Annotated in this window: 11 protein-coding genes and 3 tRNA genes; 3 read left to right on the top strand and 11 right to left on the bottom strand. The window is 68.6% G+C overall.

Annotation, left to right across the window (positions count from 1 at the left end; all coding sequences use genetic code 11):
• Positions 1–196: 196 nt before the first annotated feature.
• From QRT08_RS08740 to QRT08_RS08730, 3 genes are all read right to left on the bottom strand, one after another.
• A tRNA-Ile gene (locus QRT08_RS08740) sits at positions 197–271 on the bottom strand.
• Positions 272–336: 65 nt separating this feature from the next.
• Positions 337–1,986, bottom strand: coding sequence for a potassium channel family protein (locus QRT08_RS08735; protein ID WP_286045551.1), 1,650 nt, complete (start codon positions 1,984–1,986; stop codon positions 337–339).
• Positions 1,987–2,311: 325 nt separating this feature from the next.
• Positions 2,312–2,384 (bottom strand) — tRNA-Asn (locus tag QRT08_RS08730).
• A gap of 93 nt (positions 2,385–2,477) precedes the next feature.
• Here QRT08_RS08730 and cca point away from each other — a divergent pair.
• Positions 2,478–3,827, top strand: a complete 1,350-nt coding sequence (gene cca / locus QRT08_RS08725) for a CCA tRNA nucleotidyltransferase (protein ID WP_286045550.1) — start codon at positions 2,478–2,480, stop codon at positions 3,825–3,827.
• Here the strand turns inward: cca and QRT08_RS08720 are convergent.
• From QRT08_RS08720 to QRT08_RS08685, 8 genes are all read right to left on the bottom strand, one after another.
• Complete coding sequence (locus QRT08_RS08720) at positions 3,809–4,813, bottom strand: histone deacetylase family protein (RefSeq protein WP_286045549.1); 1,005 nt, start codon at positions 4,811–4,813, stop codon at positions 3,809–3,811. The genes cca and QRT08_RS08720 overlap by 19 nt on opposite strands.
• Positions 4,814–4,837: 24 nt before the next feature.
• Positions 4,838–5,269, bottom strand: a complete 432-nt coding sequence (locus QRT08_RS08715) for a histone family protein (RefSeq protein ID WP_286045548.1) — start codon at positions 5,267–5,269, stop codon at positions 4,838–4,840.
• 24 nt (positions 5,270–5,293) lie between these two features.
• Positions 5,294–6,613 carry an aminotransferase family protein gene (locus QRT08_RS08710; protein ID WP_286045547.1) on the bottom strand — a complete coding sequence of 440 codons (1,320 nt, stop codon included), beginning with the start codon at positions 6,611–6,613 and terminating at the stop codon, positions 5,294–5,296.
• Between the two features lie 34 nt (positions 6,614–6,647).
• Positions 6,648–8,093, bottom strand: a complete 1,446-nt coding sequence (locus tag QRT08_RS08705) for a single-stranded DNA binding protein (RefSeq protein WP_286045546.1) — start codon at positions 8,091–8,093, stop codon at positions 6,648–6,650.
• 80 nt (positions 8,094–8,173) lie between these two features.
• Positions 8,174–8,581 (bottom strand): universal stress protein, encoded by a 408-nt coding sequence (locus tag QRT08_RS08700; RefSeq protein ID WP_286045545.1) that lies wholly within the window; start codon positions 8,579–8,581, stop codon positions 8,174–8,176.
• A gap of 330 nt (positions 8,582–8,911) precedes the next feature.
• Positions 8,912–9,679 carry a sulfite exporter TauE/SafE family protein gene (locus QRT08_RS08695; RefSeq protein ID WP_286045544.1) on the bottom strand — a complete coding sequence of 256 codons (768 nt, stop codon included), beginning with the start codon at positions 9,677–9,679 and terminating at the stop codon, positions 8,912–8,914.
• A 106-nt stretch (positions 9,680–9,785) separates the two neighbouring features.
• A complete protein-coding gene (locus tag QRT08_RS08690) occupies positions 9,786–11,054 on the bottom strand; it encodes an NRAMP family divalent metal transporter (protein WP_286045543.1) in 1,269 nt (422 codons plus the stop codon).
• Between the two features lie 177 nt (positions 11,055–11,231).
• Positions 11,232–12,533 carry a hypothetical protein gene (locus QRT08_RS08685; RefSeq protein WP_286045542.1) on the bottom strand — a complete coding sequence of 434 codons (1,302 nt, stop codon included), beginning with the start codon at positions 12,531–12,533 and terminating at the stop codon, positions 11,232–11,234.
• A 191-nt stretch (positions 12,534–12,724) separates the two neighbouring features.
• Between QRT08_RS08685 and QRT08_RS08680 the strand changes: the two genes are divergently transcribed.
• Positions 12,725–12,797, top strand: a tRNA-Arg gene (locus QRT08_RS08680).
• Positions 12,798–12,883: 86 nt separating this feature from the next.
• On the top strand, positions 12,884–13,072 hold the full coding sequence (locus tag QRT08_RS08675) for a hypothetical protein (RefSeq protein ID WP_286045541.1): 189 nt from the start codon (positions 12,884–12,886) through the stop codon (positions 13,070–13,072).
• Positions 13,073–13,092 lie beyond the last annotated feature (20 nt).

Here is a 13,092-nt window from a genome sequence, read left to right as displayed (position 1 = left end):
AAGAACGTTTAGTCGTGTTAACATACCTGTCGGACCCCCGGCAGCCGGGTTCCGAGTACCGGGACCGCCACGGGCGGTCGATCCCCCCGTTTGCGCGTCCTTCGGGAACGCCCCCGGCTCGCTTTGCTGCGCGCGACTGGTAGGGTTCAGAACCTCGCTCGTCCATTTTCGTCGCTCACAGCGTTCGCGTCGAAAATGGGCCCGCTCGGATTTGAACCAAGGACGAGTCGGTTATGAGCCGACCTCTCTAACCGGACTGAGATACGGGCCCTCGCCTCGGGATACTGAATCGCCGACCAAAGTTCTGCCGGATGCCGCCGTCCGGTTCGACGCTGATCAGGAGAACAGCCGAACGAACCGGTTGGTCCCGTGGTCGGTGCCGGCGATGACCAGTTCGTCGCCCGGACGCAGGCGGAACTCCGGGCCGATCTCGGTGAGGACGGCCCCGTTTCGCTCGACGGCGACCACCGTACAGCCGGTCCGCTCGCGGATCCGGGCGTCCCCGAGCGTCCGCCCGTCGAGGGCGGGCGCCGTCGTCCGGACGATCTCGAGTTGGGTGTCCACCGAGAGGATGTCCTCGGTGTCGAGGACCGTCCCCGCGATCGCCCGGCCGCTCACCGTATCGAGCGACAGCACGTACTCCGCGCCCGCCCGGTAGGTCTTGGTCGCTGCCTGTTCGGTCTCGGCCCGGGCGCTGATCACGGCGCTGTCGTTGAGGTCGCGGGCGATCAGCGTCGTGAACTCCGTGGCCGTGTCGTCGGGCAGCGTGAGCACGACCGATTGGGCGCTCGCGACCCCCGCCTCCCGCAACACGTCCGGATCGGTCGCGTCGCCGACGACGTCGACGCCGTCGACCGACCGCTTATCGACGACCGTGTACTGGTAGCCCGAGTCGTCGAGTTCGTCCGTCACGGTCTTGCCGACCTCGCCGTACCCGACGACGACCGTCTCGCCGCGGCCGAACGGCCGAACCGTCGACTGGGTCCCCCTCCTGAGCCGATCGATCTGGTCGGCTCCACCCGTGACCAGGAGGACGGTCCCGCTGTCGAGCACCCGATCGGGCGCCGGTCCGGCCTCGAACCGGCCGCGGTGCCACACCCCGACGATGTTCACGCCGTAGCGCTGGCCGATCCCGCTCTCGGCGAGCGTCAGCCCCGCCAGTTCGCTCCCGTGATCGACCGGCACCTCGACGAGGTCGAGTTCGTCGCCGAGCCCGACCGTCCCCCCGAGGTCCGTTCGGACGGTCGTCGTCTTCTGGGCGAGCCCGTGGCCGAGCAACTGCCGCGGCGAGAGGACGACGTCCGCCCCCGCGAGCCGGTGGTACGGTTCGAGCCCGGCGTCCTCGACGATGCTGACGATCCGGACGCTCTCGCTGACCTCCCGCGCCGCGAGGACGATGCTCGCGTCGACCGTGTCGGAGACGTCCGCGACGAGGGCCCGCGCGCTCTCGAGGTGGAGCGATTCGAGATCGGTCACCGCCTCCGGATCGGCGTGGACGACGGGGTAGTGCTCCCGGAGTTCGAGCGCCCGCTGTTCGTCGGGTTCGACGAGGACGTAGTCGACCCCGTTCGACTCCAGTTCCGCGATCAGCGCCTCCGAGCGCGGCGTGTACGTACAGATGACGACGTGATCGTCGAGGTTCCCGTCGACGGACGTGGGCGCCGTCGGCGCGATGGCCTCCCGGAGCAACGGGAAGAAGACCGCCGGCAGCGCGAGGAAGAACAGGCCGACGCCGATGACGTCCAGAAGCATCACCAACAGGTTCATCTCGGCGCTCGCCCACGGCGAATCCGATCCGTAGCCGGTCGCCGTGAACGTCTCGACGACGACCTGCATCGAGTGAAGCATCGACACCTCGGTACCCTCCGGCGGGTACGGCCCCGGCTCGAAGGTCCGCATCCCGACGTCGTAGACGACCGTCGACAGCGCGATCAGCACCACGATGAAGACGAGGTAGGCCGCCGCCCGCCTCCGTACGCTCCACATGGCCGTGGCTCGTCGCGCTCGCGGGATCACTCTACTGGTTTACGAGCCACCACGACGGGTCGATTCGGGGGCCGCGACGGTCGCAGAACGGTCACGCCGCCGCCAGGACTCGTACTCGGTCGTTTCGTTCACCGACGCCCACTACACCCGCACGTCCCCGTCGGATGGCGTGTTTGGTGCTCACGGACGACTCGCTACACTCGTCGTCGGATTCGCAGAAATCGACGCCGCTGCCGAAACGCTTGCGTTCCGGTTGCGCGTGAATTTCTACAGAAATTCACGCCGTCGCGGAACTCGACGAGATCCCGCGGACCGTAAAATCCTACGCCGCCGCCAGGACTCGAACCTGGGACAACCTGGGTAACAACCAGGTGCTCTACCAACTGAGCTACGGCGGCTTCACTCCCACCTAACCGCACTCGTCAAATAGGGCTTTCGTTTCCGACCGACCCATCGACACCCTTTCGCCCGCTCCGGCGGAACCCCCGGCAATGACCGACGCCCTCACTTCCGTTCTCGCGACCGTCCGCGAGCGGACGACCCCCTCGGCGGACGAACGCGAGCGCCTCGCGGACGCGACCGACCGTCTCGTCTCGCGCACCGAGTCCGCGGCCGCCGACCTCCCCGTCGAGACCGACGTCGTTCGCGTGGGATCCACCGCCCGGGGAACGTGGCTCCCCGGCGACCAGGACGTCGACCTGTTCGTCCGGTTCCCCCCCGGCCTCCCGCGCGAGGACCTCGAATCGATGGGGCTGGAGGTCGGCCGCGCGGTCCTGCCCGACGGCCGCGCGGAGTACGCCGAACACCCCTACACGACGGGCGAATTCGACGGCTACGACGTGGATCTCGTCCCCTGTTTCCGGGTCGAGTCCGCGACCGAGGCCCGCTCGGCGGTCGACCGAACCCCCTTTCACACCGAGTACGTCGAGCGCGAACTCACGCCCGACCTCGCAGCGGACGTGCGCGTCCTCAAGCGGTTTCTCACCGCCCGCGGGGTCTACGGAAGCGACCTGCGCACCGAGGGGTTCTCGGGCTATCTGACCGAACTCCTCGTGATCGAGTTCGGCGGCTTCCGCCCGCTGATCGAGGCGGTCGCCGACTGGCACCCCCCCGTGGAACTCGACCCCGAGAGCCACGGAGCCCGGGATTTCGACGACCCGCTGGTCGTGATCGACCCCACCGACCCCGAGCGAAACGTCGCGGCGGTCCTCTCGACCACCAACCTCGCGCGCTTCCAGCACCACGCCCGCGCCCTGCTCGACGACCCTACCGAAGAACCGTTCGCTCCCGACGACCCCGATCCGCTCTCCCACGGCGATCTGGAGACCCACCTCGCGCGCCGCGGGACGACGCCGCTCGCGCTCCGGTTTTCGGCCCCCGATATAGTCGACGACCAGCTCTACCCCCAACTCGAGAAGTCCCGCTCGAACCTCGCCGACGAACTGGACCGCCACGGCTTTTCGCCCCTTCGCTCGGCGGCGTTCGCCGCCGACCACGCGCTCGTGTTGATCGAACCCGAACGCGACTCGCTCCCCGCCGTCGAACGCCACGCCGGCCCGCCGGTCCACGTCCGTGACCACGCCGACGCCTTCTACGAGAAGTACGCCGAGGGCGACGCCTACGGGCCGTTCGTCGACGAGGGTCGCTACGTCGTCGAACGCGAGCGCGAGTACACGTCGGCGGCCGGGTGTCTGGAGGGCGAACTGTTTTCGGTGGCGCTCGGCCCGGCCGTCGAGCGCGCGCTCGAATCGGGGTACGACCTGCTCGTCGGCGACGAACTGCTCGATCTCCTTCCGGAGTTCGGGGTCGAACTCGCGCGCTACTACGGGCCCAGTCCGTGACGCTCGCGGAGGTCGGCGACGATCCCCTCGACCTCCTCGTCGGGTTCCGACTCCGTCTCGACGGGGACGTGACCGTCGAAGACCTCGTGGACCATCGCCACGCCCTCCGAGAGGGTGTCCAGCCCGTACCCGCCCTCGAGGACGAACGCGATCGGCGCCTCGACGTCGTCTGCGATCTCCCGGAGCGCGATCGTGAGGTGGCCGAAGCCGTCGGTCGAGACGCGCATCCGCGAGATGGGATCGTGGCGGTGGGCGTCGAAGCCGGCGCTCACGAGGAGGAGGCCGGGGTCGAACCGCTCGATGGTCGGCGCGAGGACCTCCTCGACGGCGTACAGATACCCGCCGTCGTCGGTTCCGGCGGGGAGGGGAACGTTGCAGGTCGTCCCCTCGCCCTCACCGGTCCCGATCTCCTCGGCGTCGCCCGTCCCCGGGTACAGTCCGTCCTCGTGGAGCGAGGCGTAGAGGACGTCCGACCGGTCCTCGAAGATCTCCTGGGTGCCGTTGCCGTGGTGGACGTCCCAGTCGACGATCGCCACCCGGTCGACCCGATCGAGTGCCGTCTGGGCGGCGACCGCCGCGTTGTTGAAGAAACAAAAGCCCATCGCGTCGTCCGACAGGGCGTGGTGGCCCGGCGGCCGGCCGATCGAGAAGGGCGTCTCGCGCCCCTGGTTCCCGTCGAGGGCAGCCGTAGCGGCCCACTGGGCGAGGCCGGCGCTCTCGAGGGCCGCGTCCCACGTCTCCTCGACGGCGACGGTGTCTGGGTCCCAGTTGCCCCCGCCGGAGGCACAGAACTCCTCGACGGCCGCGACGTACTCGGGGTCGTGGATCGCCTCGACGGCCGCGACGCTCGCCGGATCGGCCTCGACGTACTCGACGCCGTGTTTCCGGGTGAGCCCGCGTTTGATCGCCCGGAGTCGGTCCGGCGTCTCCGGGTGGCGTCCCCCCGTGTCGTGTTCGAGACAGGTGTCGCTGTAGCCGAATTTCATGTCAGTTCCCCGCTCCCGCAGCGTTCATTCGACCAGTTCGGTGTACGTTCGGATGTCCTCGGCCTTCACCGTCCGGCGGTCGGCGTGACGCGCGAGCGTCGTCGCCGCCTCCGCGATGTCGTCGGCGTAGGCCTCCAGTAGCTGTGCCAGCGCGATCCGCGCGTCCATCGAGACCCGGTAGCGGTCGTCGATGTCGAGGCGGGCGATCCGGTCGACCGGCGCGATCGGCAGTTCGAGCGCGTCGGGATCGACCACCTCGCTCACGCCGAAGTCGCCGGGCATCAGGGTCTTTCTCCCCTCGGCGTCGGCGCGCTCGGTCGCCCCCGCCGCGAGGGCCGCCCCTCGGCGCTGGATCAGTTCCGCGAGTTCTTCGGCCGCCTCGGCACTGACGCGCAACCCGCCGGCGTTGCGCCGGATGATCGTGTCCACCGGCGCGAACGGCAACTCGACGCTCATACTCCAAACCGTTCTCAGGGACGCTTAAGCGTTTTCGTCGTTTCGACCGAACGCCACTTCGATCGCCTCCCCGAGCGCGTCGACGCCCGCGGCGATCTCCTCGCGGCCCGCACACAGCGGCGGCGCGCAGATGACCTGCGTCGCCGGCCGGCCGGTCCCGACGAGGACGTTTCGCTTCGCGGCCTCCTCGACGACCGTCTCGACGGGGTTCTCGGCGTCGGGGTCGACCCACGGGTCGACGAACGGCTCGTCGCCCTCCCTGAACGTGACCCCCCAGAGGAACCCTCGACCGCGCACGTCCGCGACGGCGTCGTACTGCTCTAGATCGCGGAGTTCGCGCTCGAACGTCGGCGCGAGGTCGCGGACGTTCTCGAGGAGGCCGTCGCGGTAGACCTTGAGGGCGCCGAGCCCCGCGGCACACGAGACGGGGTGGCCCCCGAACGTCTGGCCCAGGTCGTACCCGCCCTCGCGGACGTTCCGGGCGATCTCGGGGCCGACGAGCACGCCCGCCAGCGGGGCGTACGCGCTCGTGACCCCCTTCGCGAACGTGAGCACGTCCGGCTCGACCCCCTCCGTCTGGATCCCGAACCACTCGCCACACCGCCCGAAGCCGGTGATCACCTCGTCGGCGATCAACAGGATCCCGTACTCGTCACAGATCTCGCGCACCCGCTCGAAGTAGCCCTCGGGGGCGGGATAGGCGCCGCTGGTGCCGCCGACCGGCTCCATCAGCACCGCGGCGACCGTTTCCATCCCTTCGTTTCGGATCACGTACTCCAGGTGATTCGCCGCCCGCTCGGCCAACTCCTCGCCCTCGGCGTCGAACACCTCGGGAAGCGGCGGGAGGAATTTTCCAGTCGAAGTCCCGCCGTAGGGTTCGAGCGCCGCTCTGGTGGAGGGGTCGCCCGTCAGGTTCCCCGCTCCGTAGGTGCCGCCGTGGTACGACTGATACCGGGTCAGCACCTTCGGCGCGCCGGTGTACTCGCGGGCGATCTGGACCGCCGCCTCGTTGGCCTCGCTGCCGGAGATCGAAAAGAACGTGTTCGAGAGCCGTCCCGGCGCGATCCCGGCGAGCTCGTTCGCCAACTCCTCGCGGGTGTCGTTGTGCTTCGCCGAGGAGACGTACGCGACCCTCGAGAGCTGCTGTTCGATGGCCTCGTTGATCCGCTCGTTTCCGTGGCCGGCGTTGACGCAGTAGAGCTGCGCGATGAAATCGAGGTACTCCTCGTCCTCGTCGTCCGTGACGTAACAGCCCTCGCCCTCGACGATCGTCGGCGGGTCGCCGTCGGGGCTCGACCAGTGAGCGAGCGCCGCACTCGACGCCTCCACGCGCTGTCGTGACATACCGGACCATCGGACCCGGCGGTCAAAAAGGGTTCTAAACGACGTCCTCGGCGTCGATCCGCCCCTCGCGAATCGGTCCCCGCACCGTGACCTCCTCGCCCAGCGAGAGCTTCTCGCTCGTGAGGACGGTGACGGTCTCCTCGCCGTCGTCGAGTTTCGCCGGATCGCCCGGCTGGACCACCGTCCCGGTGAACTCGACGACCTTACCGTCGCCGCCGGTATCGGACCCGGCCGATCCGGTCGCCTCCGGCGCTCCCTCGGACTTCGACGGTTCCTCGGCGTCGGTGGCCGGCCCGTCGCCGCCGAACGACGAGAGGTCGGCCGAACCCGAGTCGCCTCCGCCGGCCGCCGGGCCCGAAGTGGGGGCGGGCCCGGAGCCGGCGTCGGTGACCGTCACCGTCGAGCGCCAGCCCGCCGAGGCCTCGATGTCGTCCTGCCAGCCGTCCTGGATCTCCACGTCGGCGAACTGGACGGTGTCTCCGGGACCCAGGTCGATGTCGGCCTTCTCGCCCCACAAAGCGACACGGATATCGCCGGTCTCGTCCTGGATCCGGACGTTTCTCACTTGCCCGTCCGAGCCGTCGTCGCGGTCGAACGTCCGCTTGGGATCCGCCGATCGGACCACGCCGCCGATGTCCGCGACGTCCTCGATCTCGAGGTCCTCGATCGGCGTCGTCTCGGGGACGTACTCGATCTCCTCGTCTATCCCCTCGATCGCGCCCCGATTGCCGACGTGGAGTTCGAGGTCGTCGTTTCGCTCCCGGACGTAGCCGTCGACGACCTCGACGGACTGGTTGGGAGACAGTTCCTCGACGGCCGCGGTGCGCTCGTCCCAGAGGGTCACGCGGATCCGCCCGGTCTCGTCGCCGAGCGTGAGGTTCGCCACCCTCCCTTCGGAGCCGTCGTCCCGGTCGAAGGTGCGGATCGAGTCGGTCGCGAGCACCTTTCCCCGGACGTCGACGTCCGACAGCCCCATCGAGAGGTCCTCGATCCGGTAGGTGTCCTGAATCTGGACGTCGACCTCGGCGTCGGGGTCCTCCTCGGCCTGGGTGACGCTCACCTCGAGTCCGTTGTACCCCTCCTTGGGGCGGCCCTTCACCCGGAGGATGGTGCCCGGCTCCATGCCCTCCTCCTCGATCGCCTTCGCCTGTTCGTCCCAGAACGCCAGCCTGACCGAACCGGTCGCGTCCGCGGCCTCGACGTTGATCACCATGCCGTCCTCGTCGTCGTCGCGCTCGAAGGTGCGCAGCTCGCCGACGCCCGTGACCTTCGCGAGGAACTTCGCTTCGTCCATGCCGGGTTCGACGTCCGCGATCCCCTCGACCTCCTCGTCGCGCAGTTCGTGGGCGATCAGCATCGCCGCGGTCTCCTCGTCGGCGAGCCCGCCCATCTGCTCGACCTTCGCCTCGACGGCCTCCTCGAACTCCTCGAGGGAGACGTCCGTCTCGAGGTCCGAATACACGTCCTCTATCGCGCCCATTCTCGTGAAAACGGTGTCGTGGCGCGCGCATAAGCGTTGTCGTTGCCCCGCGAACCCGGTCTAGTCGGCCGGTTTCGCTCCTATCTGACGACGGTGACGGGAACGGGCGAGCGACGGGTGACCGTCTCGGCGACGCTCCCCAGGAGGACCCGCGAGGCCCCCGACCGGCCGTGCGACCCCATGACGATCGAGTCGATCGGGTTCTCCTCGGCGTACTCGACGATCTCGTCGGAGGGTCTCCCCTCGCTGCTGACGGTCTCGAGCGCGACGCCGTGTTCCGCGGCGAGTTCCTCGGCGTGGGCGAACAGTTGCTCGACCTCGTCGTCGGCCTTCTCGTCGCGCTCGCGCCACGCGAACCCCTCGCCGTAGACGGGTTCGTGGACGTGTAACGCGACGAAGGTGGCGTCCTGGTTCCGGTCGAAGGCGAACTCCATCGCTTCCGTCGATCGGTCCGAGTCGTCGATCGGGACGAGTATCCTCTCTGCCATGCCGGTAGCTACGAGGGCCCACGGCAAAAGCGCGGGGGCTGTCGGGAGCGGTGCGGTGGCCGGCGCGAGTGCGGGCGGCACGTTCGGCGGCCGCACTCGCGGGGCGGGGGAGGGCAGGTCCCCTGAGAGCAGCCGCTCGATCGAGCGGCTGCGGTGCGGGCCTGGCGGTCATAGAAAATCGGAGATTTTCTTGATCTCGCGGGAACGTAGTTCCCGCGGACCTCGCGATGGCTCCGCCATCGCTCAGCCCGAAAAGACCGCTCTGCGGTCTTTTCTTGGACATGCAAAGGGCGAACGAGGCGCGCCAGCGCCGAGTGAGGGCTTTCCTTTTCAGAGCAGGAGCAGCGGCGAGACGCCCACCAGCACGACCCCGAGGACGATCCGAAGCAGGTGGGGATCGACCAGGTGGGCGACCTTCCAGCCGGCGACGACGCCCACGAGCTGTGGGACCCCGACCACGAGCGCGACGGGGATCGACACCGCGCCCGAGAGCGCGTAGCCGACGGTCGCGAACGACGAGATGAAGATCGACTGGACCTGCGCGACGGCGACCGCGACGAGCATGGGCACGCCCAGGACCACCAGCACCGGCACGGCGACGACGGGACCGCCGACGCCGAGCAGACCGCCGAGCACGCCGATTCCGAGGCCGACCCCGCCGACGAGTATCCGGCGCTGGCGGTCGGGGACGACGTCGAGCCGGTTCGAGGGCTTCAGTCCGACCCGCTCGCGGTAGACGATCACCGCGCCGATGGTGGCGACGAACAGCGACAGGAGGTAGCCGAAGACGCGCTCGGGCAAGAGGAGGTTGAGCTGCGAGCCCGCGAGCGCCCCGACGATGCTCGTCGCGCTCAGGACGATCGCCATCTCGCGGGCGTACCCCTGTGCGAACTCGCCGGACTGGAAATAGACGAGGCTCCCCAGCAGGCCGGTCGCGACGAACGTCGCGCTCGCGGTGCCCGCGACCTCTGCCGCCGAGAGGGGCGCGAGCGCGAACAGCGCGATCGTCACGAAGACGCCGCCGGGTCCGATCGCGGTGATGCCGACGCCCGCGAACAGGGCGATCAGCGCGAGGAGCGCGGCGAGTTCTAGCGACACTATCGGGCGAAAACCGCCGGGGATCGTAAGTCTGCTGATCGACGCCGACGCGTGTGGCGCTCGCGGTTCGCGACGTCTCGGACCCGAATCGACGGCAGGCGGCGGCCTACAGCCCGCCGCCGAAGAGCATGCCGATGAAGTCCCGGATGGAGAGGGCCGCGAGCACGACCGCGAGCAACACGAGCGTCGCGTTGACGAGGTTGAGCTTCAGGGTGTTGGTGTACTCGCCCATGGTCCCGCGGTCGTTGACGGCCCAGAACAGGAGCACCGCCGCCAGCGGCAGCGCGAAGATGCCGTTGTAGGTCGGAAAGAGGATCACCATGTCGACGACCGAGAGGCCGAGCGCCGCCGAGATGACCGGCGAGAGCACGCCCAGTCCCGTCCCGGCCGCGAAGACGAGTCTGAACAGCCGCCCGTCCTTGGTCGGTTCGTGGCCGAGCGCCTGCGGGACGATGTAGGCGGGCGTCCACATGATCGGGATGATGCTGTTGAACGCCGCCGCCGCGGCCCCGGCGATGAAGAGAACCATCGCCCACGCGCCGAACACCTCGACGAGCGCCTCGCCGGGCGTCATGAACGTATCGAGCGCCGTGTAGCCGAGCGCGGGCAGGATCGCCGCCGAGACGATCAGGATCGCCATCGTCGTGACCCCGCCGACGGCGTAGCCGACCGCGAGGTCCTTTCGCATCGTCGGGAGGTCCGACTCGTCGGTCCAGCCCTTGTTCTCGACGAGGATCGACTCGAGGAAGAAGTTGGGCCACAGCGCCGTGGTCCCCAGCAATCCCGCCGCGACCGTCAGCGCCGCGGCGTTCTCGACGCTCGGGACGAACCCCGCCGCGACCGCCGTCGGGTCCGCGCCGCTCGGGAGCATGACGACCAGGTAGATCACCATCAGCGCGAGCATCATGGCGATCATGACGTTCTCGACCATCTCGTAGTCGAGGAGGCCGACGCCGATCGCGACGAACGTCGTGGCGACCGCGACGGGCTGCCAGGCGATCGCCCCGCCCGAGAGGAACTGCACGCCGGCACCGACGGCGGCGACCAGCCCGAGCGTCCAGGCGACACACCCGATCGAGAGGAACAGCGCGACCGCCGTCGCGCCGCCGCGTCCGAGTTTCGCCCTGATGAACTTCATCAGCGAGGTGCCGTGGATCCCCAGTCGGGCGCTCATGTCCTGGGCCATGAAGCCCAGCAGCGCCGCGCCGACGACCGCCCACAACAGCGTGTAGCCGTGGGCGACGCCCGCCTGGCTCGCGATGAACACCGATCCCGACCCGAAGTAACTCGCGACCATCACGAACGCCAACCCGTACTCTTTGATCGCTTCCGATACCTCGGCTAGCCTGCTCCGTCGTGCGTGATCTGTTGCCATCTATATCGACGTTCCGCATCCGTAACCGTCCCAAAACTCGTCCGAATGATGCGTCGATCACACCTATGGGAATCGGAGAAATAAACCCTCTGCTTGCCCGGCCCGTTCGGTCGATCGGGGCGCTCGACGGCCGAGGAGTGGTCGTTTCGACCGGCTACTGGGGGTCACAGCCGCGAACTACGGGCCGTTCGTCTCGGGGCGATCGCGTCGGCTGGCCCGCCCGCGCCGAACCGCGTAACTCGCGCCGATCGCGCCGAGGGCGGCCGTCCCGCCCACGCCGGTCGCGAGGGCCGCCCCTCCGTCGTCGATCGTCACCTCGTAGCGTTCGGTCTCGCCCGCCGCGATCGAACCCTCGATCGTCTCGTCGAGGAACTCGTGATGCTCGCTGCCGGCGTAGACGTCGAGGGCGTACTCGCCGCCGTCCTGGCCGGTCAGCGCGATCGTGTAGGTGCCGGTGGACGCCCCGTAACGGTAGTGAAGCGGTTCGGGGCCGGTGGTGTGTTCGAGTCGCCGCCCCGTCGGATCGACGACGCTCGTCCCGACTGCGGGATCCGCCGCGACGAACAGCGTCGTCCCGAACACGCGGTCGTAGAGCGCTCCCCCGTCGGCGAGCGGTCCGGAGGGGTCGCGTCGGGCCCGGATCATCCGGTCGTACTCGTTGTGAATGAACTGGTCGTAGCGCGGTCCGTACTCGACCGGCAGGGGGACCGGACTCGGGCCTCGGGTATCGATCTCGACGGTGTAGGTGAACTCCTCGTAGCTCTCGGCGGTGTAGTTCGGGTTGTACGCGCGCAGGACGACCCGACCGGGCCGGCGCTCGTAGTCGTAGACGAGCACCTGGTGCGAGCGGGCCGTCTGCTCGGAGAACAGCGTGATGGCGGCGGTGCCGAACGCGTCGACGGCCGCCAGCAGGTCGGCGAGTTGGGCGTCGTAGTCGATCAGCGAGGCATCGAGCAGGGCGTACCGGCCGAGCCACGCGTGGGGATCGGTGTACTGTGCGGTCTGGTACTCGACGAGGTCGTCGAGGATCGGCGTCCCCTCGACGGACTGGGGTGCGTTCGGGTGGGTGATCCCGCTCGCCGTCTCGAAGTCGGCGGGGATCGTCTCCGGGCGTTCGAAGTACCGCTGGGCGGCGAAGATCATCCCGTAACAGTAGCCGTTGGTCCGGACCGCCTCGAGCAGTCCCTCGCGGGCGTGCCGGGAGAGCCCCTCGACGAACCCCTCGGGGAGGTCCGACAGCGGTCGATCGAACGCACGCTCGAACGCCTCTCGCCACCCGTCGTCGACGGTTTCGGTGCGCGTCCCGGGGTACGGCCCCTCGCTGACGCGCCAGTTATAAAACCCGAAGCCGTGGCGGGTCGGATCGAACGCTCGCTCTGCGTCCGTCGATCCGATCGTACCCGTCCTCGACCCGCCCAGCGCCGGGGTGATCGCCGTGGCGGCCACCGAGACGGCGGCCAGAACCGACCGGCGTGTCACACCACGACCATCCTCGGTGGGAGGAGTACACCGTCCCGGCTCAGGACCGCTCACGATCGATCACGGCAGAAACAAAACGGAATTAATATATAAAATTACGATAACTTATGGGTTAGTCCGGGCGGTCACGCCGTGGTAAGACGGGGTCGGATCGTAACCCCTTTAACCGGAACCGGCATACGTCGGGATGAGTCCTGGTAGGGTAGTGGACCATCCTACGGGCTTGCGGAGCCTGTGACCGGAGTTCAAATCTCCGTCAGGACGCTCACTTCGTTCGGTCCTGACGTGCCTCACACTCGCTACGCTCGTGTGAGACTCCGTCAGGACGTTCATTTCATCCGTGGCCTGACTTGCACCACACTCGCTTCGTCACCGGCGGCTTCGCCGCCGGTCGTCGGCGGGACGTTCGGTTCTGTACGGTTCGCGACCGGACGCACGTTCCTCACGAGGTCGCCTCTCACTTCATCGAACACGTTTCGGGCCACGAGGGGGCGGGCGACACGGGTAGCCCCCTCTTGACGGGGTCCGATCCACGCTAGGACGGTCTTACCGGGATAGG

The organism is Halalkalicoccus sp. NIPERK01 (genome assembly GCF_030287405.1).
Taxonomy (GTDB): domain Archaea; phylum Halobacteriota; class Halobacteria; order Halobacteriales; family Halalkalicoccaceae; genus Halalkalicoccus.
This window is presented reverse-complemented; position numbering and strand designations above follow the sequence as displayed.